This window comes from Polaromonas sp. (assembly GCF_039930745.1).
Taxonomy (GTDB): domain Bacteria; phylum Pseudomonadota; class Gammaproteobacteria; order Burkholderiales; family Burkholderiaceae_C; genus Polaromonas.
In genome coordinates this window covers 39,407-62,118 of sequence record NZ_JBDTTH010000017.1, presented here as the reverse complement: position 1 = coordinate 62,118, position 22,712 = coordinate 39,407, and the positions used below count along the sequence as shown (strand labels likewise).

The 22,712-nt window shown below is 61.4% G+C and carries 20 protein-coding genes; 18 read left to right on the top strand and 2 right to left on the bottom strand.

Annotation, left to right across the window (positions count from 1 at the left end; genetic code table 11):
• From ABI660_RS08325 to ABI660_RS08295, 7 genes are all read left to right on the top strand, one after another.
• Positions 1-890: 5'-nucleotidase C-terminal domain-containing protein (locus ABI660_RS08325; RefSeq protein ID WP_348066788.1), on the top strand; the 890-nt coding region annotated here is incomplete at its 5' end.
• 247 nt (positions 891-1,137) lie between these two features.
• Positions 1,138-4,017, top strand: coding sequence for a 2-oxoglutarate dehydrogenase E1 component (locus tag ABI660_RS08320; RefSeq protein WP_348066786.1), 2,880 nt, complete (start codon positions 1,138-1,140; stop codon positions 4,015-4,017).
• 55 nt (positions 4,018-4,072) lie between these two features.
• A complete protein-coding gene (gene odhB / locus ABI660_RS08315; protein ID WP_348066784.1) occupies positions 4,073-5,344 on the top strand; it encodes a 2-oxoglutarate dehydrogenase complex dihydrolipoyllysine-residue succinyltransferase in 1,272 nt (423 codons plus the stop codon).
• Positions 5,344-5,844: a hypothetical protein gene (locus ABI660_RS08310; RefSeq protein WP_348066782.1), complete on the top strand. Its 501-nt coding sequence runs from the start codon at positions 5,344-5,346 to the stop codon at positions 5,842-5,844. The genes odhB and ABI660_RS08310 overlap by 1 nt, the downstream gene beginning before the upstream one ends.
• 8 nt (positions 5,845-5,852) lie before the next feature.
• On the top strand, positions 5,853-7,283 hold the full coding sequence (gene lpdA, locus ABI660_RS08305) for a dihydrolipoyl dehydrogenase (protein ID WP_348066780.1): 1,431 nt from the start codon (positions 5,853-5,855) through the stop codon (positions 7,281-7,283).
• An 85-nt stretch (positions 7,284-7,368) separates the two neighbouring features.
• Entirely contained in the window at positions 7,369-8,481 is a 1,113-nt protein-coding gene (gene zapE, locus ABI660_RS08300; protein WP_348066778.1) for a cell division protein ZapE, read from the top strand.
• Positions 8,482-8,582: 101 nt separating this feature from the next.
• Positions 8,583-9,122 (top strand): hypothetical protein, encoded by a 540-nt coding sequence (locus ABI660_RS08295; RefSeq protein ID WP_348066776.1) that lies wholly within the window; start codon positions 8,583-8,585, stop codon positions 9,120-9,122.
• 17 nt (positions 9,123-9,139) lie between these two features.
• On the opposite strand, the gene ABI660_RS08290 is transcribed toward ABI660_RS08295, so the two are convergent.
• On the bottom strand, positions 9,140-9,898 hold the full coding sequence (locus tag ABI660_RS08290; RefSeq protein ID WP_348066796.1) for a protein phosphatase 2C domain-containing protein: 759 nt from the start codon (positions 9,896-9,898) through the stop codon (positions 9,140-9,142).
• A gap of 83 nt (positions 9,899-9,981) precedes the next feature.
• On the opposite strand from ABI660_RS08290, the gene ABI660_RS08285 reads away from it, so the two are divergent.
• Both ABI660_RS08285 and ABI660_RS08280 read left to right on the top strand, forming a co-directional pair.
• Complete coding sequence (locus ABI660_RS08285) at positions 9,982-10,185, top strand: DUF465 domain-containing protein (RefSeq protein ID WP_348066774.1); 204 nt, start codon at positions 9,982-9,984, stop codon at positions 10,183-10,185.
• Complete coding sequence (locus ABI660_RS08280) at positions 10,185-12,191, top strand: ATP-dependent DNA helicase (RefSeq protein ID WP_348066772.1); 2,007 nt, start codon at positions 10,185-10,187, stop codon at positions 12,189-12,191. The genes ABI660_RS08285 and ABI660_RS08280 overlap by 1 nt, the downstream gene beginning before the upstream one ends.
• On the opposite strand, the gene ABI660_RS08275 is transcribed toward ABI660_RS08280, so the two are convergent.
• Entirely contained in the window at positions 12,154-12,975 is an 822-nt protein-coding gene (locus ABI660_RS08275) for an outer membrane protein assembly factor BamD (RefSeq protein WP_348066770.1), read from the bottom strand. The genes ABI660_RS08280 and ABI660_RS08275 overlap by 38 nt on opposite strands.
• Before the next feature lie 17 nt (positions 12,976-12,992).
• On the opposite strand from ABI660_RS08275, the gene ABI660_RS08270 reads away from it, so the two are divergent.
• The 9 genes from ABI660_RS08270 to hisS all read left to right on the top strand — a co-directional run bounded on the left by ABI660_RS08270 (position 12,993) and on the right by hisS (position 22,665).
• The gene (locus tag ABI660_RS08270; protein ID WP_348066768.1) at positions 12,993-14,027 is read left to right on the top strand and encodes an RluA family pseudouridine synthase; all 1,035 of its coding nucleotides are present in this window, start codon (positions 12,993-12,995) and stop codon (positions 14,025-14,027) included.
• A gap of 105 nt (positions 14,028-14,132) precedes the next feature.
• Positions 14,133-14,855: an SMC-Scp complex subunit ScpB gene (scpB, locus tag ABI660_RS08265; RefSeq protein ID WP_348066766.1), complete on the top strand. Its 723-nt coding sequence runs from the start codon at positions 14,133-14,135 to the stop codon at positions 14,853-14,855.
• 72 nt (positions 14,856-14,927) lie between these two features.
• On the top strand, positions 14,928-16,535 hold the full coding sequence (locus tag ABI660_RS08260; protein ID WP_348066764.1) for a pseudouridine synthase: 1,608 nt from the start codon (positions 14,928-14,930) through the stop codon (positions 16,533-16,535).
• A 111-nt stretch (positions 16,536-16,646) separates the two neighbouring features.
• Positions 16,647-17,072, top strand: a complete 426-nt coding sequence (ndk, locus tag ABI660_RS08255; protein ID WP_348066762.1) for a nucleoside-diphosphate kinase — start codon at positions 16,647-16,649, stop codon at positions 17,070-17,072.
• Between the two features lie 90 nt (positions 17,073-17,162).
• Complete coding sequence (gene rlmN, locus ABI660_RS08250; RefSeq protein WP_348066760.1) at positions 17,163-18,308, top strand: 23S rRNA (adenine(2503)-C(2))-methyltransferase RlmN; 1,146 nt, start codon at positions 17,163-17,165, stop codon at positions 18,306-18,308.
• Positions 18,305-19,117, top strand: coding sequence for a type IV pilus biogenesis/stability protein PilW (pilW, locus tag ABI660_RS08245; RefSeq protein WP_348066758.1), 813 nt, complete (start codon positions 18,305-18,307; stop codon positions 19,115-19,117). Before rlmN ends, pilW begins: the two co-directional genes overlap by 4 nt.
• Positions 19,110-20,075: a RodZ domain-containing protein gene (locus ABI660_RS08240; protein WP_348066756.1), complete on the top strand. Its 966-nt coding sequence runs from the start codon at positions 19,110-19,112 to the stop codon at positions 20,073-20,075. Before pilW ends, ABI660_RS08240 begins: the two co-directional genes overlap by 8 nt.
• Positions 20,075-21,349: a flavodoxin-dependent (E)-4-hydroxy-3-methylbut-2-enyl-diphosphate synthase gene (gene ispG, locus ABI660_RS08235; protein WP_348066754.1), complete on the top strand. Its 1,275-nt coding sequence runs from the start codon at positions 20,075-20,077 to the stop codon at positions 21,347-21,349. Before ABI660_RS08240 ends, ispG begins: the two co-directional genes overlap by 1 nt.
• Before the next feature lie 8 nt (positions 21,350-21,357).
• A complete protein-coding gene (gene hisS / locus ABI660_RS08230; protein WP_348066752.1) occupies positions 21,358-22,665 on the top strand; it encodes a histidine--tRNA ligase in 1,308 nt (435 codons plus the stop codon).
• Positions 22,666-22,712 lie beyond the last annotated feature (47 nt).

The following is a 22,712-nucleotide window of genomic DNA, read 5'->3' as shown; positions in this document are numbered from 1 at the left end:
ACAACGGCATGGACGTGGACCTCAAAATGGCTTCGCGCGTGACCGGCATCGACGCGATCCTGGGCGGCCACACCCATGATGGCGTACCGGTGCCGGTGGTCGTCAAAAACCCCGGCGGCCAGACCATCGTCACCAATGCGGGCAGCAATGGCAAGTTCCTGGGCGTACTCGACCTCGACGTCAAGGACAAAAAAGTGGTGGCATTCAATTACCGCCTGCTGCCGGTGTTTTCAGACCTGCTGCCCGCCGACACGGCCATGAGCGCGCTGATTGCCAGGGTTCGCGCGCCCTACGAGGCCAAACTGTCCGAAAAACTCGCCGTCACCGAGGGCACGCTGTACCGGCGCGGCAACTTCAACGGCACGTTTGACCAGCTCATTCTCGATGCGCTGATGGAGGTGCGCGGTGCCGACATCGCCTTTTCCCCTGGTTTCCGCTGGGGCACCTCGCTGCTGCCGGGCCAAGCGATCACGCGCGAGCACCTGATGGACCAGACCGCCATCACCTACCCCTGGACCACGCTGACCGAGATGCGCGGCGACATGATCAAGACCATTCTCGAAGACGTGGGTGACAACCTTTTCAACCCCGACCCGTATTACCAACAGGGCGGCGACATGGTCCGCGTTGGTGGGCTGAGCTATCGCTGCGAGCCCGGCGCGAAGATGGGTTCCCGCATCCAGGACATGCGCCTGGGCCACAAGCTGATCGAGGCAGGTAAAACCTATAAGGTGGCAGGCTGGGCACCTGTGCAGGAAGCCAGCAAACATGCTGGTCCGCCCGTTTGGGACGTGGTCGAAACCTATTTGAAGGTGCACAAGGTCCTCAAGCCACCAAAGCTCAATGCGCCTGTGCTTGTTGGCATGGCAGGCAACCCCGGGCTCTCTTGAGAGCCTTGAAAGCCGTCCCGATTCAACCACCCATTTGACAGCTTCATGAAAAAACCCGGGCGCCTTTGTGGTGGTCCGGGTTTCGTCGTTGGGCATTCGGTGGCACAATCGAGCCTGTTTCTGAAGGCCCTTCCTTGCCACAGTCGCATCCGCTAATCGGTCAAGCCGTGTTGCGGAAGGTTAATCAACCAGCCACATCGCGTTGTGGCCAGCTAATGTTTCCCTAAGGGAAACGGAGGTCAGCGTAATGAGTTCAGTCCCGACGGCGTCGTCCGTCTATTCGGCCTATCAAGGCAACACCTATCTCTTCGGCGGCAATGCGCCCTATGTCGAAGAGATGTACGAAAACTACCTCGCCAACCCCGGCAGCGTGCCTGACAACTGGCGCGAGTATTTCGACGCCCTGCAAAATGTGCCCGCCGTTGACGGCAGCAATGCCAAAGACGTGCCGCACCTTCCGGTGGTCAATGCCTTTGCCGAACGCGCCAAACAGGGGCAAACCCGTGTGGTGCAGGCCAGCGGCGCCGACTCTGAAATGGGCCGCAAGCGCACCGCCGTCCAGCAGCTGATTGCCGCCTACCGCAACGTCGGCGCTCGATGGGCCGACCTTGATCCGCTCAAACGCACAGAGCGCGACAACATTCCCGAGCTGGACCCGTCGTTTTACGGTTTCAGCGACGCCGACCAGGAAACGGTGTTCAACACCAGCAATACCTTCTTCGGCAAAGAAACCATGAGCCTGCGCGAGCTGCTCAATGCGCTGCGCGAGACCTACTGCGGCACGATTGGCGCCGAGTACATGTACATGACCGACCAGAACCAGAAGCGCTGGTGGCAACAGAAACTGGAAGGCATTCGCAGCAAGCCCAATTTCACCAAGGAAAAGAAGCTTCACATTCTGGACCGCCTGTCTGCGGCGGAAGGACTGGAGCGCTTCCTTCACACCAAGTACGTCGGCCAGAAACGCTTCTCGCTTGAAGGCGGCGAAAGTTTCATTGCCAGCATGGACGAGTTGATCCAGCGCGGCGGCAGCATCGGTGTGCAGGAAATCGTTATCGGCATGGCCCACCGTGGCCGGCTCAATGTGCTGGTCAACTCGCTGGGCAAGGTTCCGGCGAATCTGTTTGCCGAGTTCGACCACACGGCGCCAGAAGAACTTCCCAGTGGCGACGTCAAGTACCACCAGGGCTTCAGCTCCGACGTGACAACCCCTGGCGGGCCGGTTCACCTGAGCCTGGCCTTCAACCCCTCGCACCTTGAAATCGTCAATCCCGTGGTGGAGGGTTCTGTGCGCGCCCGCATGGACCGCCGCGATGATCCCAAAGGCAAGCAAGTTCTGCCGGTGTTGGTGCATGGCGATGCCGCATTTGCCGGGCAGGGCGTGGTCATGGAAACGCTGGCGCTGGCCGAAACCCGTGGTTATTCCACCGGCGGTACGGTGCACCTGGTGATCAACAACCAGATCGGCTTTACCACCAGCGACCCGCGCGACAGCCGTTCCACGCTTTATTGCACCGACGTCGTCAAGATGATCGAGGCGCCCGTCCTGCACGTCAATGGCGATGATCCGGAAGCCGTGGTGTTGGCGACCCAGTTGGCGCTCGAGTTCCGCATGGAGTTCCAGAAAGATGTCGTGGTCGACATCATCTGTTTCCGCAAGCTCGGCCACAACGAGCAGGACACGCCGGCACTGACGCAGCCGTTGATGTACAAGAAAATCGCGCAGCATCCAGGTACGCGCAGGCTGTATGCGGACAAGCTGGCAGCTCAAGGCATGGGTGAAACGCTGGGTGACGACATGGTCAAGGCCGTGCGCGCTGCGCTCGACGCTGGCAGGAGCACCTTTGACCCGGTGATCACCAATTTCAAGAGCAAGTACGCCGTGGACTGGAGCCCTTTCCTCGGAAAGAAATGGACTGACGCAGGTGATACCGCGATTCCCATGGCCGAATGGAAGCGCCTGGCCGAAAAAATCAGCACCATCCCTGCCACGGTGACGGCCCATCAGCTGGTCAAAAAAGTTTACGACGACCGCGCTGCCATGGGCCGCGGCGATATTCCCGTTGACTGGGGCATGGGCGAACACATGGCGCTGGCCTCGCTGGTGGCCAGCGGCTATCCGGTGCGTCTGTCGGGTGAGGACTGCGGGCGCGGTACCTTCACGCACCGCCACGCGGTGATTCACGACCAGAGCCGCGAGAAATGGGATACCGGTACCTATGTGCCCCTGCAAAACGTGGCGGAGAACCAGGCGCCGTTTGTGGTCATCGACTCCATCCTGTCAGAAGAAGCCGTGTTGGCCTTTGAATACGGCTATGCGTCGAATGACCCCAACACGCTGGTGATCTGGGAAGCCCAGTTTGGCGACTTTGCCAATGGCGCGCAGGTCGTGATCGACCAGTTCATTGCCTCGGGTGAAGTCAAGTGGGGCCGTGTCAACGGCATCACCCTGATGCTGCCGCACGGCTACGAAGGCCAGGGCCCCGAGCACAGCTCGGCCCGCCTGGAGCGCTTCATGCAGCTGTCGGCCGACACCAACATGCAGGTGGTCCAGCCGACAACGGCCAGCCAGATCTTCCACGTGCTGCGCCGCCAGATGGTGCGCAACCTGCGCAAGCCGCTGATCATCATGACGCCCAAGTCGCTGCTGCGCAACAAGGACGCCACGTCACCCCTTTCAGAGTTCACCAAAGGCGGGTTCCAGACGGTCATCCCGGACAGTGGCGGCCTCAAGGCCGACAAGGTCAAGCGTGTCGTCGCCTGTTCGGGCAAGGTCTATTACGACCTGGCCAAAAAGCGTGACGAAAAAGGCGTGGACGACGTGGCCATCTTGCGGGTGGAGCAGCTTTATCCCTTCCCGCACAAGGCTTTTGCAGCAGAGCTGAAGAAGTACCCGAATGTCACCGACATCGTCTGGTGCCAGGACGAGCCACAAAACCAGGGCGCCTGGTTCTTTGTGCAGCATTACATCCACGAGAACATGGCTGAAGGCCAGAAGCTGGGCTACTCGGGCCGTGCGGCCTCGGCCTCTCCGGCCGTGGGTTATTCGCACCTGCACCAGGAACAGCAAAAGGCGCTGGTAGACGGCGCTTTCGGCAAGCTCAAGGGCTTTGTACTGTCCAAATAAAAGAAGGCAGCGCCCGACGGCGCGCCTAACTACACATACTCACGAAAGAATTTAAATGGCTACCGTAGAAGTCAAAGTCCCGCAGCTGTCCGAGTCCGTTGCCGAAGCGACCATGCTGCAGTGGAAGAAAAAAGTTGGTGACAGCATTGCCATTGACGAGATCCTGATCGAGATTGAAACCGACAAGGTGGTGCTCGAAGTGCCGGCCCCTGCGGCCGGTGTCCTGTCTGAAATCCTGGTGGCCGATGGCGGCACCGTCATGGCCGAGCAGTTGATTGCCAGAATTGATACCGAGGGCAAGGCCACGGCCGCGGCACCTGCCGCCGCAGCGCCTGCGGCGGCGGCTCCAGCTGCTGCGCCGGTTGCGCCAGCAGCATCTGGCGGCAGCATGGCTGGCGTGCCCATGCCTGCCGCTGCCAAGCTGATGGCTGACAACCAGCTCGCATCTGGCTCCGTGGCCGGCACCGGCAAAGACGGCCGCGTGACCAAGGGCGATGTGCTGGGCGCGGTCGCCGGTGGTGCTGCATCTGCTCCTAAATCTGTAGCTGCCAGCGCAATCCCCACGGGGACTCCGACCACTTCTTTGCCGCAAGTCTCGGTCCCTGCCAAGGCCAGCGACCTGGGCGAGCGTCCGGAGCAGCGCGTGCCCATGAGCCGCCTGCGCGCACGGATCGCCGAGCGCCTGCTGCAGTCCCAGTCCACCAACGCCATCCTGACCACCTTCAACGAAGTCAACATGGCGCCGGTGATGGAAATGCGCAAGCGCTTCCAGGAAAAATTCGAGAAAGAGCATGGCACCAAGATTGGTTTCATGAGCTTTTTCGTCAAGGCAGCCGTGCATGCGCTGAAAAAATACCCAGTGCTTAACGCTTCGGTGGACGGCAATGACATCGTCTACCACGGCTACTTCGACATCGGCATTGCCGTCGGCTCGCCGCGCGGTCTGGTGGTCCCCATCCTGCGCAACGCCGACCAGATGAGTTTTGCCGACATTGAAAAGAAAATTGCCGAGTACGGCGCCAAGGCGCGCGACGGCAAGCTGGGCATCGAAGAGATGACCGGCGGAACGTTCTCTATTTCCAACGGCGGCGTGTTCGGCTCCATGCTGTCCACTCCCATCATCAACCCGCCACAGTCGGCCATTTTGGGCGTGCACGCGACCAAGGACCGCGCCGTGGTAGAGAACGGCCAGATCGTGGTGCGCCCGATGAACTACCTCGCGATGAGCTACGACCACCGCATCGTGGACGGCCGTGAAGCCGTGCTGGGTCTGGTGGCCATGAAGGAAGCGCTGGAAGATCCCGCACGTCTGTTGTTTGACATCTGATGAATCCTTGGAAAACCAAGGACGGTGCGCCAGGATGCATTCGCGCGCGCGCCATCCCGGCAATCCTTGCCGCCTGCCTGGCGGCAGGTTGCGCAGTTGTTCGTGCTGACGATGGTTTTTCGGGTGAGTTTGAGGAAATTCCTCTCAAGGGTTACCTAATCGCTGGCATTAAGCGGCTGACCATTTCCGGGAGCGGGGAGGGGCAGTGGAACGCGAGAGCTGTCGGCAACGGGCCCGACGATGTGGTTTCCCAAACTTGGCGCGAAATGAGTCGTGACGATGTGCGGCACTTGTTCAGTGACGGCATGCCCGTTAATTCGATCCGGTGTATCCGTCAAGGCTGGCCCATGCCGATGTTTTGCCGTGTGCCCACCAAGGTAGCGCTTTCGTTCCGGGAGAATGACTCTTCATGGTCGCCGGCGGTTAGCGAAACAGGATATCTGTTGGCTTTTGGTTCACCTGCCGGCATACATAGCCCGGCATTTCGTAAAGTGAAGTGAGAATATTGATGAGTACCAAACAATTCGACGTCATCGTCATCGGCGGCGGCCCCGGCGGCTACATTGCCGCCATCCGTGCCGCCCAGCTGGGTTTCAACGTCGCCTGTATCGACGAGTGGAAAAATGCCAAGGGCGGCCCGGCTTTGGGTGGTACCTGCACCAATGTCGGTTGCATTCCGTCTAAGGCGTTGCTGCAATCATCCGAACATTTTGACCATGCCAGCCACCACTTTGCCGAGCACGGCATTGAGGTCAAGGGCCTGGGCCTGGACGTCGCGAAGATGCTGGCCCGCAAGGACACGGTCGTCAAGCAGAACAACGACGGCATCGTTTACCTGTTCAAGAAGAACAAGGTCACCTTTTTTCATGGCCGTGGTTCTTTTGTCGCTGCCAAAGACGGCCTCTACGAGGTCAAGGTGACCGGCGCGACCGACGAAACCATTTCAGGCAAACACGTAGTTGTGGCCACCGGCTCCAGCGCGCGCGCCTTGCCCGGGGCACCCTTCGATGAGGAAATGATCCTGTCGAACGACGGCGCCCTGCGCATAGGCGCCGTGCCCAAAAAGTTGGGCTTGATCGGCTCCGGCGTGATCGGTCTGGAAATGGGTTCGGTCTGGCGCCGTCTGGGTGCCGAAGTCACCGTGCTCGAAGGCCTTCCGACTTTTCTGGGCGCAGTCGATCAGCAGATCGCCAAAGAAGCCAAGAAGGCATTCGACAAGCAGGGCCTGAAAATCACGCTCGGCGTGAAAGTCGGCGAGGTCAAGAGCAGCAAGAAGGGTGTCAGTGTGGCCTACACCGATGCCAAAGGTGAAGCCCAGACGCTGGACGTGGACAAACTGATCATTTCGATCGGTCGGGTCGCCAACACCCAGGGCCTCAATCATGACGCCGTTGGCCTGAAGCTCGACGAACGCGGCGCGGTGGTGGTGGACGATGAGTGCAAAACCAGCCTGCCCAATGTCTGGGCCATTGGTGACGTGGTGCGCGGCCCCATGCTGGCGCACAAGGCCGAAGAAGAAGGGGTGGCGGTAGCCGAGCGTATTGCCGGTCAGCACGGCCATGTCAACTTCAACACCATCCCCTGGGTGATTTACACCAACCCCGAGATCGCATGGGTGGGCCAGACCGAAGAGCAGCTCAAGGCCGCCGGACGAGCCTACAAGGCTGGCACTTTCCCCTTCATGGCCAATGGCCGGGCGCGAGCGCTGGGCGACACCACCGGCATGGTCAAGATGCTGGCCGATGCCGCTACCGACGAAATCCTTGGTGTGCATATCGTCGGGCCCATGGCGAGTGAACTGATCGCAGAGTGCGTTGTGGCGATGGAGTTCCGCGCCAGCTCCGAAGACATTGCCCGGATTTGCCATGCGCATCCTTCGCTCAGCGAGGCTACCAAGGAAGCGGCGCTGGCCGTTGACAAGCGGACGCTGAACTTCTGAGGATGTCTGCCCTCATGTTCACCCCTTGCGTGTGGGTCTTTGCCCTCTGGCACCCACGCGCCTTGGGGCGGCCCGGCGGCGGTTGATGAGCACTCCTCAGGGACCCGTGCGTTCGGAGTATGAGGCTGCGCTGAAGACACGGGCTTATACCTCTGACCCGGCCCAGTTGCGCGCTGTGGAAGTCTTGGAGCGCTGCGCCAGCGAGTGGGCAGCATTCAAGGAGAAGCGCTCGAACCCGCTGAAAAAACTCATCAACCGGCCAGACATCCCGCGCGGTGTCTACATGCACGGCGGGGTGGGGCGGGGCAAAAGCTTCCTGATGGACTGCTTTTACAACGCGGCCCCTCTCAACCGCAAAACACGGCTGCATTTTCACGAGTTCATGCGTGAAGTCCACCGCGAGTTGCGTGATCTCCAGGGGACGGTTAATCCGCTCGATGAATTGGGTAAACGTATTGCCAAACGTTACCGGCTCATCTGCTTCGATGAGTTTCATGTCTCCGACATCACCGACGCGATGATTCTGCACCGCCTGCTGGCAGCGCTGTTTGACAACGGCGTGGGTTTTGTCACCACCTCCAATTTCCGTCCTGACGATCTCTATCCGAACGGCTTGCACCGGGACCGCATTTTCCCGGCGATTGCGCTGCTCAAGCAGAACCTCGAAGTGATCAACGTCGATAACGGCACCGACTACCGCCGGCGTACGCTGGAGCAGGTCAGGCTGTATCACACGCCGCTGGGCCCGCAGGCAGATGCCGAAATGAGGGAAACTTTTGAGCGTCTTGCAGAGTCGCACGAAGAATCGCCTGTATTGCACATTGAATCGCGGAAAATCCAGGCCAGGCGCAAAGCCGGCGGCGTCGTCTGGTTCGATTTCAAGACCCTGTGCGGCGGGCCGCGTTCGCAAAATGACTACCTGGAAATTGCCACCCAGTTCCATACCGTATTGCTCAGCGATGTACCCCACATGCCCGTTCGCATGGCGTCCGAGGCGCGGCGCTTTACGTGGCTGGTCGATGTGTTGTATGACCGCCGTGTCAAGCTCATCATGTCGGCGGAAGTGGCCCCGGAGGCGTTGTATACCGAAGGCCCCCTGGCGCACGAGTTTCCCCGGACGGTTTCAAGGCTCAATGAAATGCAGTCTTCCGAGTTTTTGGCGCTTGAGCGCAGAAATGTCGACACCACCCTGACATGAAAAATTTATTTATTTGGTTGCTGCTTTCCCTGTTCGGCGCGGCCGCCAGCGGGCAGGGGACGAATGACCCGGCCTCCGCCGCGGCTGACCGCGAGCGCGAAATGATCAATGCCGAACGTGCAGCGCTGGAAGCGAAGTTCGACGCGGAGGACGCTACCTGTTACAAAAAGTTTGCTGTCAATAACTGCCTGAATGCCATCAAACTCAGGCGGCGCGAAGCGATGACCGGGCTCAAGCAACGAGAAGTGGCCTTGAACGACCAGAAGCGTCGCGAGAAGGCCGCCGACCAGATCCGCAAAACAGAAGAGAAATCTGCGCCTGAAGTGCTGGAGCAGGCGGCCGAGCGCCGTGCCAAAGCGCTGGAAGACACGGCGGCAAGGGACGAACGTTCGCGCAAAAAAGCCGATGAACGCGTCAATCTGCAAAAGGGGGAAGCTTCGAATTCAGCCGATACCGCCAGCAAACTCAAAGGCTCCAAAGAAAGGGCACAGGCTCGTGCGCAGAGGCAGGCAGAGATTGCCGACGAGGTGCGAAAATACAATGACAAGCAGCAGGAAGTGCTTGAAAGAAAGGCCAGCCGCGAGAAAAGGCAGCGCGAGCACACCAAGCCGCCGGCAGCCCCTCTACCAACGCCAAACTAGTTTCCTGCCGCAGGCGCTCAGGCCAGCGCTTCCAGCTTGACAATCACCAGGGACAGGTTGTCGCCACCGCCGTGGGCACGTGACCTGGCTTTCTGAATCAAAAACTCTGTCGCCTCGCGCGGGGACAACATCGACAGCGCCGAGCCTATCTCGCTCGGACTGAAATAGTGCCAAATGCCGTCGCTGCAGGCGATCAGTGAATCGCCGGGACGCAGCTGCGGGATGAAATGCAGGCTGACCGGCGGCGCTTCTTCGGTACCCAGGCAACCCATGAGGATGTTGGACTGGGGATGCACGTTGGCTTCTTCCTCGGTGAGTTCGCCTTTATCCACAAGCGTCTGGACATAGGAGTGGTCCGTCGTACGCTTGACCAGTTTGGCGCCGTGGAAGTGATAAATGCGCGAATCACCAGCGTGCGTCCAATGGCAGTCGCCTCCGGGGTTGATCAAAAACGCCGCCAGCGTGCTGTGCGGTTCCTGTTCGGCTGAAATGGCGGTGAGCTTGATCACGGTATGAGCCTCTTCCACCAGCTGTCGGAGCATTGCAACGGCGTCGTCCGTGTCGGGGGCATACCGTTCGAACAGTTGTTTGGCAGTCATCATGACCTGATCGGAAGCCTTGCGGCCGCCGCTTCGCCCGCCCATACCATCGGCGATGATGCCGAGCATGCAGCCGGCGATGCGCGGATGGCTCAGCAGAGCCACCTGGTCCTGCTGATAGTCGCGGTCTCCTTTGTGGATACCCGTGGAAGCTGTGATTCGATAACCTTTGGACATATTGAATGGCCGAGTCATGTGGACTCGATTTATCTCCGTAATCGACGTATTATCAGATGAAGCTGCCTGCCCGGATAAAAAACTTGGACTCCAACCTGCACTCCCCGGAGCGCCGCCTGATAGACCTCAAAATCGAACATGCCGACCTCAATGCCCTGGTGGACCTCACATCGCATGCCGTGCCGATTGACGAGTTGATGCTCAGGCGCCTCAAAAAACGCCGCCTTCTCCTGCGCGACCAGATTTCCCAGCTTGAGCTGTCTCTCGACCCGCCTGAGCCCGCCTGATGAACCTGGAAGCCCAAGTCCTGGAGGCTTTTGCCCCCGACGGCGTGTTGTCGCGCGCGACCGAACACTTTATCCCACGCAGCGGGCAAACCGATATGGCGCTGGCCGTGGCGCGCGCCATTGAGGGGGCCTACCCGCTGGTGGTGGAGGCCAGCACAGGGGTCGGAAAAACCTTTTCCTACCTGGTGCCCGCCTTGCTCAGCGGCGAGCGGGTCCTGCTCTCCACCGCTACCAAGGCCTTGCAGGACCAGTTGTTCGGGCGCGACTTGCCAACCCTCGTCAAAGCCCTGGGTGTGCCGGTCAGCACTGCATTGCTCAAGGGGCGCGGCAGCTACCTGTGTTTGCACCGGATGGAGATGGCGCGCCACGATGCGAGCTTTCCGGAACGCAGCTCGCTTCGTGCGCTGGCCAAGGTGGAAGAGTGGGCGCGCGTGACCGAGACTGGCGACCTGGCTGAACTCCCGGGTCTGGACGAACGTTCGCCAGTCATTCCCTGGGTCACCTCCACCCGTGAAAACTGCCTGGGTGCCCAGTGTCCGCGCTTTCGCGCCTGCCATGTCAACCATGCGCGCCGCGAAGCGCTGGCTGCGGACGTGGTGGTCATTAACCATCACCTGTTTTTTGCCGATCTGGCAGTACGCGAATCGGGCGTTGCCGAGTTGCTGCCGACGGTCAGGATTGCGATTTTTGACGAGGCGCACCAACTCAACGAAACCGGCGTGCAGTTCCTGGGAAAACACCTCTCCACGGGCCAACTGCTCGATTTTTCGCGCGACATGCTGGGCACCGGCTTGCAGTTCGCGCGCGGCCTGCAGGACTGGCAGATGTTGGCGGGGGCCGCCGAACATGCCGCGCGCGAGCTGCGTTTGTGCGTGGGTAAAGCCTATCCGGGCAGCAAGCTGCGTTGGAACGATGCGACACCTGAAGGACCGGACGCCCATGGGTGGACTGAGGCGCTGGCCGCGGTTTGCACCTCTTTGGCCAGGGCTTGCGCGGCTCTGGACACGGTCAGCGAGATAGCGCCCGATTTTGTGCGGCTGCATGAACGCGCCGCGGAGCTGGAAGAGCGCGCCCGTTGTTTTACCCTCGCTGCGGAACCGGGCGGTGTCCGTTGGCTGGACGTGGGCACCCAGCTACGCCTGGTGGAGTCCCCGCTGGACATTGCCCAGGCCATCCAGGCCAAAGTTTTTACGGACGACAGAGCCGCAGCCAAATCATGGGTGTTTACCTCGGCCACCCTCGGTGATGACGCGCAATTGAGCTGGTTCACGCAGCCGTGCGGATTGTCCGGTGCCGAAGTCTTGCAGGTAGGCAGCCCTTTTGACTATGCGCGCCAGGCCGCGCTTTACGTGCCACGCAATTTCCCCAAACCGGGCGATCCCGCACACACAGCCGCGGTCGCAAGTTCTGCGGCGGACTGGGCACGTCGGCTGGGTGGCCGCACCATGGTGCTGACCACCACCCTGCGTGCCTTGCGCACCATTGGCGAGGCCTTGCAAGCGGCGTTTGAAGGTTCGGCCGATATCGAAGTGCTGGTGCAGGGCGCGATGCCCAAGCGGGCCTTGATCGAGCGTTTCCGGCAGGCCGACGGGCAGGGTGGCCGCGGTTGCATCCTGGTGGCATCCGCTTCGTTCTGGGAGGGTATCGATGTGCCCGGTGAAGCCCTGCAACTGGTGATCATCGACAAGCTGCCTTTTCCACCGCCGAACGACCCCATGGTGGAGGCCCGCTCCCGGCTGCTGGAGTCGGAGGGTAAAAGCGCTTTTAACGACTATTTCCTGCCGGAAGCGGCCGTGGCGCTCAAGCAGGGCGCCGGTCGGCTGATACGCCGCGAAACCGATCAGGGGGTGCTGGTGGTCTGCGACAGCCGGCTGGCCTTGATGGGGTATGGCAAGCGGCTGCTACGCGCACTGCCTGCGATGCAGCGCCTGGCGTCGGAAGAGGAGTTGAACGACAGGCTGGAGTTGCTTACCAGAATTTGTACCAAGGGCTATCCACTGACTTGAAACCTTTGGACAGGTACTCGCTCTGGGGGTAGTTTTTTTCCATCACGCGCCTGGTATCGTCGCGCAGTTGGGTCATCTTGAGGGCGTCGTAAGACCGGTACAGGATGAACAGGGCTTCTTCGAGCGCCGGCACATCCCGGTAATCTGCGATCGCGGTTTGTGCGCGGTTGATCGCCGAAATGTAGGCGCCGCGAGAGTAATAGTAGCGGGCCACGTGAATTTCATACTGGGCCAGCGAATTGACAATGTAGGTCATACGCAGGCGTGCGTCTGCCGAATATTTGGATTCGGGAAACCGGGTGACCAGTTCCTTGAAGGTTTCGAACGACTCCTTGGCAGCTTTCTGGTCGCGCTCTGACAGGTCCTGCTTGTACAGGAAGCTGAACAAACCCAGATTCTCATTGAAGTTGACCAGGCCTTTGAGGTAAAGGGCGTAGTCGATCGCCGGGCTGGCCGGGTGCAGCTTCATGAAGCGGTCCAGTGTGGCCAGCGCTTGGGCCTGCTCGCCGCCCTTGAACTGGGCATAGGCTTTCTCTAACTGGGCCTGCTGCGCCAGCGGTGTGCCGGCGGCGCGGCCTTCGAGCTTTTCAAACAGGGGAACGGCCTTGTCGTAAGCGCCGGAGTTGGCTTCGTCCTTGGCTTCTGCGTAAATCTTGTTCGGGCTCCAGGCGGCGGTAGGGTCCTTGACGGTGGAGGAACATGCCGAAAGAACGAATGCACAGGCGAGTATCGCGGCGACCGCAGGGCGTGTGGCTGGAACAACCGATAATTTGGTGGAAAACATCGCTATTGATCCTGTTAATGACTGATTCTGTACAAAGCAAACTGATTATATCGAGCGCCATCACCGCGGACAGTCTGGTGGACGAGATTCTGGGGGAGGGCGAAACCGCCGCTGATGCCGAGTTGCGCGAGGTGAGTGTTCCCGTGGAAAGCCATGGGACGCGTCTGGACCGTGCACTGGCGGGCATGGTGCCTGAGTTCTCGCGCAGTTATCTCCAGCAGCTCATTGAAGCGGCTGCTGTGCAGCTGAACGGCGTCACGGCGACCAAGGCTTCCGCCCGGGTCAAGGCTGGTGACAAGCTTGTGATCGAACTCAAGCCCACGCCGCAGAGCCAGGCTTTCAAGCCGGAGGCGATGGCGCTGGAGATCGTTTTTGAGGATGAACATCTGCTGGTCATCAACAAGCCCGCCGGCCTGGTGGTGCACCCGGCGCCCGGCAACTGGAGTGGCACCCTGCTCAACGGACTGCTGGCGCGCGACGTGCAGGCGGGCGGCTTGCCGCGCGCCGGCATTGTGCACCGGCTGGACAAGGACACCAGTGGCCTGATGGTCGTGGCGCGCCGGCGCCAGGTCATGGACCAGCTGGTGGCCATGATCGCCGAGCGGAGTGTCAGCCGTGAATACCTGGCGCTAGCGCATGGCGCCTGGCAAGGCCCCAAGGGCCGCCGGGTGGATGCGCCCATGGGCCGCGATCCGCGCAACCGTTTGCGCATGGCGGTGGTGGATCTGGAAAAAAATGCAGGCAAGACCGCTTCGACCGATCTTTACCTGCTGCAGGGCGAGGGCGCATTCTGCCTGGTGCGCTGCAGGTTGCATACGGGGCGGACCCACCAGATCCGGGTCCACATGGCCTCCATCGGCCATCCGCTGGTATCGGATGAGATATATGGCGGCAAGCCTGCTGCAGGTCTGGGCCGCCAAGCGCTGCATGCCTGCCGGCTGGCGTTCACCCACCCGGTCACCCGCGAAGCCCTGGAGTTCAGGGCGCCATTGCCGGAAGATCTGGCTGCGGCTCTGACCCGGCTGGGGCTGGGATACAATCAAATCCAGTAGTTTTCTGCTACCCGCCGCATGGCGCGCCCAGATGTTTGTGGTTGCGCATGAATGTGAACTGCGCCGCCTGGCGCCTTTATCTCGAATCATTTCGGAACCAAGACCATGAATACGACGGATGCCAAGCGCGTCCTCGAAACGGCACTTATTTGCGCGCAGCAGCCGCTGCCTTTGCGTGAGATGGGTGTTTTGTTCAACGGGGCACTCACGGCCGACACCCTCAAGCTCCTGCTGGAGGATCTGCAAAACGACTGGTACGGGCGAGGCGTGGAGCTTGTGCATGTCGCGACCGGCTGGCGCTTCCAGAGCCGTCCGCAGATGCGCGAATACCTCGATCGCCTGCATCCTGAAAAACCACCGCGTTATACCCGCGCCACCCTGGAAACGCTGGCGATCATCGCCTACCGCCAGCCGGTCACCCGCGGCGACATGGAAGACATACGCGGCGTGACCATCAACAGCATGATTCTCAAGCAGCTTGAGGACCGTGGCTGGGTCGAGGTGATTGGCCACCGCGAAACTGTCGGACGGCCGGGCCTGTATGCAACCACACGGCAGTTTCTCGATGACCTGGGGTTGGAGTCACTGGATCAGTTGCCGGCGATGGACAACGCAGCGGGTCAGGCTTCCATGCTGGAACAGATCGAATTCGGCATGTCTGTCCCCACGGCCGTGGATGACACGCTTGCTTCCGCGGTTGTTCCCGAACTGGCGGACGAGCTGGACGCTGGCCTGGCGCTTGCAGATATTTCCGCCGCGGACGACTCCGCGCATACACAACAGGACGCTTCCTTGAGCAGCCCCACGGCCATCGATCCCAACGCCTGAACGCATCGCATGAATCAAAACGACAATCCGGCTCCGGCCACTACTGCAGCACCCCAGGCTGATGAGTCAAAAATGACTCCCGCCCTTGATTCACAAGCGCAGGCTGCTATCAATTTGGTAGTTCCGGATGCTTCTGCGGACAGCGCAGGCAGGGTAGGGCAGGGCAGATCCGAGCAGGCCGTCGTTCCGCCGGCGCTGGCACGCTTTGAAGATGTGATCACCGGCAAGTTCGACGCGGATGAAGACGATGTGGCACTCGAGCCGCTCAAGCGCGTCCTGTTGCCCCAACCGGAAACGCCCAAGTTGCACAAGGTGCTGGCGCAGGCGGGTTTGGGATCGCGGCTGGAAATGGAACAACTGATTCTGGAAGGACGGATTTCTGTCAACGCCGAGCCGGCCCATATCGGCCAGCGCATCCAGTTTGGCGACACCGTCAAAGTCAACGGTAAACCTATCCGGGTGCGCATCGATCCGCCGCCGCCGCGGGTGATTGCCTACCACAAGCCCTCCGGCGAAGTGGTTTCGCATGACGACCCACAAAACCGGCCTACCGTGTTTCGCCGCCTGCCCAAGCTTTTTCAGGGCAAATGGCAATCGGTCGGTCGGCTCGACCTGAACACCGAGGGCCTGCTGCTGCTGACCAGCTCAGGCGAGCTGGCCAACAAGCTGATGCATCCGCGCTTTGGCCTGGAGCGCGAATATGCGGTGCGTGTGCTGGGTGCCTTGAACAACGAGGAGAAAAAGCGCCTGCTCGACGGCGTGCAGCTTGACGACGGCTTGGCTCAGTTCAGCACGATTGAAGCCGGCGGCGGCGAGGGGGCCAACTGCTGGTACCGCGTGACGATTTCAGAAGGTCGCAACCGCGAGGTGCGCCGCATGTTCGAAGCGGTGGGGCACGCCGTCAGCCGCTTGATTCGCATCCGTTACGGCGCGGTGGTTCTGCCGCGCGGCCTCAAACGCGGGGCCTTTGTCGAACTCGATGAACGCGACATTGCAGCATTGACCAGCGCTGTCGGGCGTTCGGAAGCCCGCGCCGATCCACGGGGCGCGCAGAGGAATGCCGGAGAGGCTGGCGAGACCGGACCCAGCGAAGGCCGTCCAGGGCGTGGACCGCGCCGCGCGGACCGTCCGCGCGGCGGCCGCGGGCGGCCGGACAACGGAGCTGCCAGGCCCGTGGATGCGCAGGCCATGCCTGAAAACAACAGAGCAAGTGAATCGGGTGACCAGGACGACGAAGCGGGACAAGACCCGCTCGACCTGCAACCGCCGATGAACCGGAATGAAGCGCCGCGCGACGGCAACCGGCGCCGCGGCGCCAAGGGCGGCCGTGGCAACGGGGGCAATGGCGCTGGACCCCGGTCCGGTCCGTCGGGCAAGTTTGGGGGCAATGCTGGTGGACAGGGCCCGAAACGCCGCGATGACCGTGGGGGTGATCGCGGAGACCGGGGCGACAAGAGCCCGGGCGGGGCGCAGCCCGACCCCATGAAAACGTCATTCGGCTACATTGGTGCGGAAACCTTTACCCGCCAGCGTCAGGCGCCTGGCCAGAGCCAACGCCGCGGTGGCAGCGGCACTGGTGGAGGCGGCGGAGGTACCGGCCAGCGGCGCGGCGGTGGGGGCGGTGGTGGAAACCGTGGCGGCAATCGCAGCGGTGGTGGCAACCGAGGCGGAAACCGCTGACATCACGCGCAAGCCCGCGCACTTTTTAACCAGGGCCATTGGCCCCGGGTTAAAATCAGAGGCTTTATTCGATTCGAATAAAGCTCAGAAAATCAAGGTTAAGGAAATCTCATGGCGATCGAACGCACTCTCTCCATCATCAAACCCGATGCAGTGGCCAAAAATGTTATCGGGCAAATTTACGCCCGCTTCGAGGCTGCCGGCCTGAAAGTGGTTGCAGCCCGGATGGCGCACCTGTCGCGCGGCGAAGCAGAAGCCTTTTATGCCGTGCATAAAGAGCGTCCTTTCTTCAAGGATCTGGTGGCGTTCATGATTTCCGGCCCGGTCATGATTTCCGCGCTTGAAGGTGAAAACGCGATCCTGAAACATCGCGACCTGATGGGCGCCACTGATCCGAAAAAAGCCGCCGCCGGGACCATCCGCGCCGATTTTGCCGACAGCATTGATGCCAATGCCGTGCATGGCTCTGACGCCACCGAAACCGCCCAGGTGGAGATCAGCTTCTTCTTCGCGGGCATGAACACCTATTCGCGCTGAGATGTTTGCCCCCATGCTTCGCTGCCCCCCGAGGGGGTCGTCGCTTGCTTGGGGCGGCCCTTCGCTGCGCGAGCGCGAATTTCCGACGCAATGATAGCCAACCTGCTTGATTACGATCTGGAAGGTCTGGCTGCGTTTTGCGAGGGGCTGGGAGAAAAACGCTTCCGGGCCACCCAGCTGTTCCGATGGGTTCACCAGAAAGGTGCGACTAGCTTCGACCAGATGACCGATCTGGCGAAATCCCTTCGCGAAAAACTTCCCGCCTCTGCTCACATTGAAGGCCCCAAGGTGGTGTCCCGCCATGATTCTGCCGATGGCACCATCAAATGGCTGTTCGATGTTGGCGCCGGCGACGTTATCGAAACCGTCTTTATTCCCGAATCCGACCGCGGAACGCTTTGCATTTCCTCGCAAGCTGGCTGCGCTGTGGGTTGCCGCTTCTGCTCTACCGGTCATCAGGGCTTCAGCCGCAACCTGACGACGGCCGAGATCATTGGCCAGCTCTGGTACGCCGAGCACTTCCTGCGCCAACATCTTGGCAAGGAGGAGCGGATTGTTTCCAACGTGGTGATGATGGGCATGGGTGAGCCGCTGCAGAATTACTCCCAGTTGCTGCCGGCCCTGCGTGTGATGCTGGACGACCATGCCTACGGGCTCTCGCGCCGGCGCGTCACCGTGTCCACCTCGGGGGTGGTACCCATGATGGATCGCCTGGCCCAGGACTGTCCGGTGGCGCTGGCGGTATCGCTGCATGCGCCGGAAGACGAACTGCGCAGCAACCTGGTGCCGCTCAACAAAAAATATCCGATTGCCGAGCTGTTGCAGGCCTGCAGCCGCTACCAGGTGGCGGCGCCGCGGGATTTCATTACCTTTGAATATTGCATGCTCGACGGCGTCAATGACCAGCCTGAGCATGCACACCAGCTTCTGGCCCTGATGCGTGACCATGCTGTGCAGGGGCTGGCCTGCAAGTTCAACCTGATTCCCTTCAATCCCTTTCCCGCCTCCGGCCTCAAGCGTTCCGGCATGCCGCAGGTCATGGCTTTTGCGAAAATTCTGCTGGATGCCGGTATCGTGACCACTGTCCGGAAAACACGCGGCGACGACATCGATGCGGCGTGCGGGCAACTGGCCGGCGATGTGCAGGACCGTACCGGCGTCGAGCAGCGCATGGCGACACAGCGGCAAGGTATGCTCAAGGGAATCAAGGTTGTAACCAAGGGGGTCGGTGTATGAATCTCGTCCGCAATGCCGTCTGGCTTTCTGCCTGCTGGGTGGCTGTGCTGCTTGCCGGCTGCGCCGGCACGCCGGGTGCCGCGCCCGGCGCCAGTAGCGGCCGCCCGGAGGTCATGACAGAATCGGATGAAACGGACGGACGCAAGCGCGCGCGTCTCCGGCTCGAGCTCGCTGCCAATTATTTCCAGCAGGGTCAGACCAATGTCGCCCTCGATGAACTCAAGCAGGCCCTGGCCGCGGACCCGTCCTATCCCGACGCCCACAACCTGCGTGGACTGGTCTATATGCGCATGGGTGACAACGCGCTCGCTGAAGACAGTTTTCGCCGCGCGATGGCGCTTAACCCGCGTGACGGGGACATCCTGCACAACTACGGCTGGCTGTTGTGCCAGCAAAAACGATATGCAGAATCGATTGCCCTGTTCGCGCGAGCGATTGCACAGCCCTCGTATGGCGGCCAGGCCAAAACACTGATGACCCAGGGCCTTTGCCAGGTGCAAGCGGGACAGACGGCGGAGGGGGAGCGCAGTCTGACGCAGTCTTATGAACTGGACGCCGGCCATCCGGTCACGGGTTACAACCTGTCGAACCTGCTTTTCCAGCGCGGAGAGTACACGCGTGCACAGTTTTATATTCGCCGTCTAAACAACAGCAACCTGGCCAACGCTGAAACCCTTTGGCTGGGCATCAAGGTGGAGCGCAGCCTGGGCAATCGCGAAGCGATGGTGCAACTGGGCGATCAGCTGAGAAAGCGTTTTGGACAGTCGCGTGAGGCCGCAGCGTATGACAGAGGTGCTTTCAATGAGTGAGTTCGAAGGCAGCCCTGCGATGTCGCAGGACGAAGCGCTGCGACCGGGCGCCGGCGGTCAGTTTGCCGAAGGCTCGGTTGCCAGCGCCGGCTCGCTGATCCGGCAAGCGCGTGAAGCGGCGGGCCTGCACATTGCGGCGCTCGCGGTGGCCTTGAAGGTACCCGTCAGAAAACTCGAAGCGCTCGAAGCCGACCGGCTTGATCTGCTGCCCGACGCGGTGTTTGTCCGTGCGCTGGCGGCAAGTGTGTGCCGCACGTTGAAGATCGATGCGGGGCAGGTGCTGGCGCTGTTGCCGCAAACCGGCAAGCCCAGCCTTGGGCAGCAGCACACGCCCATCAATGCTCCTTTTCGCTCTCCCGGTGATGGACCCGGTCCGTCGCTGTTGGCGCAGGTCTCCAGACCGGCGGTTCTGGCGGGCCTGCTGCTGGTACTGGCTGCGTTGGTTCTTATTTTCCTGCCTGCCGTCCAGCAGTCAGGCCCCGGCGAGCCGGCCACTGCCGTCAGCGCGCCGGCAACACCGCAGGGCGGGCCGTCCGGGGTGGTTGTGGCAAGAACCGAACCAACCGGTAATGACAAGCCCGCCGAGCCTTCCGGTCCCGATGCTGGAATGCAGGCAGCGCCGGCGCTGGCGCCCCAGCTGTCCGCCGCGCCAGCACTTTCCCTGCCAGTGCCTGAACCGGCGGCGCCGGCGGTTCTTGCAGAACCTGCCCAGCCCGCGCCGACCGGCATCATCGTGTTCAGGGCCAAGGGCGAATCCTGGGTCGAAGTCACCGATGCCCGGGGTACCGTTGTGGTTCGCCGCACCCTGGCAGCCGGAGAGCAGGTAGGCGCGTCTGGCGTTTTGCCGCTGTCAGCTGTTGTCGGCCGGGCTGACGCCACAATCGTTGAGGTGCGCGGCAAGGTTTTTGATTTGAATCCAGTACGCAAAGATAACGTTGCACGTTTTGAGGTGAAATAGTGGCGTCATGCTTTCCTGTTGAATCGGCGGCGCCCAAGGCGCGCGTTTCGTCACAGGCCCGCGTGGTCTGGGGCTCGCGCGTGGTCACGGTGGGCGGCGATGCACCGGTGCGCGTGCAGTCCATGACCAACACTGACACCGTGGACGCGATCGGAACGGCTATCCAGGTCAAGGAACTGGCCATCGCCGGCTCGGAGATGGTCCGCATCACCGTCAATACGCCGGAGGCTGCGGCTCAGGTGCCCTACATTCGCGAGCAACTGGACCGCATGGGTATCGACGTGCCGCTGATCGGCGACTTCCATTACAACGGCCATCGGCTGCTGACCGACTATCCGGCCTGTGCCGAAGCGCTGTCCAAGTACCGCATCAACCCCGGCAATGTGGGCAAGGGCGACAAACACGACAGGCAGTTCGGCCAGATGATCGAAGCCGCCATGCGCTGGAACAAGCCGGTTCGCATCGGGGTCAATTGGGGCAGCCTGGACCAAGAGCTGCTGGTCGGTCTGATGGACGAAAACAGCCGCCGTGCCGAACCTTGGGACGCCAAACAGGTGATGTACGAAGCGCTGATTACCTCGGCGATTGATTCCGCCGCGCTGGCCGAACAAATGGGCATGGACAAAAACCAGATCATCCTGTCTTGCAAGGTCAGCGGTGTGCAGGACCTGATTTCCGTGTACCGGGAGTTGTCCAGGCGTTCGCGTTATGCCCTGCATCTGGGCCTGACCGAAGCCGGTATGGGCACCAAAGGCACGGTGGCGTCCAGCGCCGCCCTGGCCGTCTTGCTGCAGGAAGGCATAGGCGACACGATTCGCGTTTCGTTGACGCCGCAACCCGGCGAGGCGCGTACCCAGGAAGTGCTGATCGCATCCGAAATCCTGCAGGCGCTGGGACTGCGCAGTTTTGTGCCCAGCGTCACGGCCTGTCCTGGCTGCGGCCGCACGACCAGCACCACTTTCCAGGAACTCACCAAGGAAATAGACGACTTCCTGCGTGCCCAGATGCCGGTCTGGCGTGCGCAGTACCCCGGGGTTGAAAAACTCAAGGTTGCCGTGATGGGCTGCATCGTCAATGGCCCTGGCGAGAGCAAACATGCAGATATCGGCATCAGCCTGCCTGGCTCCGGCGAAGCACCGGCCGCGCCGGTCTATATCGATGGTGAAAAAAGCGTGACCCTGCGCGGCGACCAGATCGCCCAGGAGTTCCGCGTGATTGTCGAAAACTACATTGAAAAGCGCTTTGGCACGCAAGCCGTTGCCCAGGTTGCCTGAACCCCCTCATGGCTGAAAAAATTACTGCCGTCAAAGGCATGAACGACATATTGCCGCCCGATTCGGCGCGCTGGGAGTGGTTTGAGGCCAAGGTGCGTGCGCTGATGGCGCGTTATGCCTATGCCAACATGCGTACACCGATCGTTGAGCCGACAGCGCTGTTTGTCCGTGGCCTTGGCGAAGTGACCGATATCGTCGAAAAGGAGATGTACTCCTTCGTCGACTCGATGAACGGCGACAGGCTGACGCTGCGCCCCGAGGCCACCGCCGGCATCGTCCGCGCAATGATTGAGCACAACGCGCTGTACAACGGGCCGGTGCGGGTCTGGTCGGCCGTATCGCTGTTTCGTCACGAGCGGCCGCAGAAAGGGCGCTACCGCCAGTTCCACCAGATCGACGTCGAAGCGCTAGGCTTTGCCGGGCCCGATGTGGACGCCGAGCAGATCCTGATGTGCCGCGCGTTGCTGCGCGATCTTGGCATTCCGATGGAGCATGTGCGGCTCGAGCTGAACAGTCTGGGCCAGCCTGACGAGCGCATGGCGCATCGCGCGGCGCTGATCGCGCACTTCGAAGCGCATACCGATGTGCTGGACGAAGACGCGAAGCGCCGCTTGCACAGCAACCCGCTGCGTATCCTTGACACGAAAAATCCCGCGCTGCAAGCGGTCGTCGAAGCGGCTCCACAGCTCATGGGCTTTCTGGGTGAGGCTTCGCTGGCACACCTGAATTCGGTTCGGGCGATGCTTGACGCAGCGGGAGTAGCCTACCGCATCAACCCGCGCCTGGTGCGCGGCATGGACTACTACAACCTCACCGTGTTCGAATGGATCACCGACAAGCTCGGCTCGCAGGGCACGGTTTGCGGCGGCGGCCGCTACGACGGCCTGTTCGAGCAGCTTGGCGGCAAACCCACGCCTGCGGTGGGTTGGGGCATGGGCGTAGAGCGCATGCTGCTGCTACTCGAAGCGGTTGGCGTGCTGCCGCCCGAGAGCGCGCCCGACGTTTACGCCATCGTGCCATCGGCACAGGCCATGCCAACGGTGATGGTGACCTGCGAAGCCCTGCGTACCGCTGGCGTCAATGTCCAGATGCATGCCAGCAGCGCCGAGGGCATGGGCAGCATGAAGTCGCAGTTCAAGAAAGCCGATGGCAGCGGCGCGCGCTTCGCGCTGATTTTTGGCGAAGCCGAACTGGCCGAGGGCCGCGTGGCGGTCAAACCTCTGCGCGGGGAAAAGACCGACGCCGCGCAGGTCCAGACGCTGCAGCCGCTGGACGATATGGCGTCCTGGGCGCCGGGACTGCGCGCGGACCGCTGACGGCAGCCCCCTACAATCAACACACATCACTGGGCAGAACTAGAAGA

Bases quoted from the DNA above. Each gene is read 5' to 3' on its own strand.
- ABI660_RS08270 (WP_348066768.1), top strand. From the start codon at position 12,993: ATGACTGATTCTGTACAAAGCAAACTGATTATATCGAGCGCCATCACC.
- ABI660_RS08240 (WP_348066756.1), top strand. From the start codon at position 19,110: ATGAGTGAGTTCGAAGGCAGCCCTGCGATGTCGCAGGACGAAGCGCTG.
- ABI660_RS08280 (WP_348066772.1), top strand. From the start codon at position 10,185: ATGAACCTGGAAGCCCAAGTCCTGGAGGCTTTTGCCCCCGACGGCGTG.
- ABI660_RS08310 (WP_348066782.1), top strand. From the start codon at position 5,344: ATGAATCCTTGGAAAACCAAGGACGGTGCGCCAGGATGCATTCGCGCG.
- ABI660_RS08260 (WP_348066764.1), top strand. From the start codon at position 14,928: ATGACTCCCGCCCTTGATTCACAAGCGCAGGCTGCTATCAATTTGGTA.
- scpB (WP_348066766.1), top strand. From the start codon at position 14,133: ATGAATACGACGGATGCCAAGCGCGTCCTCGAAACGGCACTTATTTGC.
- ABI660_RS08295 (WP_348066776.1), top strand. From the start codon at position 8,583: ATGATCAATGCCGAACGTGCAGCGCTGGAAGCGAAGTTCGACGCGGAG.
- ABI660_RS08290 (WP_348066796.1), bottom strand. From the start codon at position 9,898: ATGTCCAAAGGTTATCGAATCACAGCTTCCACGGGTATCCACAAAGGA.
- pilW (WP_348066758.1), top strand. From the start codon at position 18,305: ATGAATCTCGTCCGCAATGCCGTCTGGCTTTCTGCCTGCTGGGTGGCT.
- ndk (WP_348066762.1), top strand. From the start codon at position 16,647: ATGGCGATCGAACGCACTCTCTCCATCATCAAACCCGATGCAGTGGCC.
- hisS (WP_348066752.1), top strand. From the start codon at position 21,358: ATGGCTGAAAAAATTACTGCCGTCAAAGGCATGAACGACATATTGCCG.
- odhB (WP_348066784.1), top strand. From the start codon at position 4,073: ATGGCTACCGTAGAAGTCAAAGTCCCGCAGCTGTCCGAGTCCGTTGCC.
- zapE (WP_348066778.1), top strand. From the start codon at position 7,369: ATGAGCACTCCTCAGGGACCCGTGCGTTCGGAGTATGAGGCTGCGCTG.
- ABI660_RS08320 (WP_348066786.1), top strand. From the start codon at position 1,138: ATGAGTTCAGTCCCGACGGCGTCGTCCGTCTATTCGGCCTATCAAGGC.
- ABI660_RS08275 (WP_348066770.1), bottom strand. From the start codon at position 12,975: ATGTTTTCCACCAAATTATCGGTTGTTCCAGCCACACGCCCTGCGGTC.
- lpdA (WP_348066780.1), top strand. From the start codon at position 5,853: ATGAGTACCAAACAATTCGACGTCATCGTCATCGGCGGCGGCCCCGGC.
- rlmN (WP_348066760.1), top strand. From the start codon at position 17,163: ATGATAGCCAACCTGCTTGATTACGATCTGGAAGGTCTGGCTGCGTTT.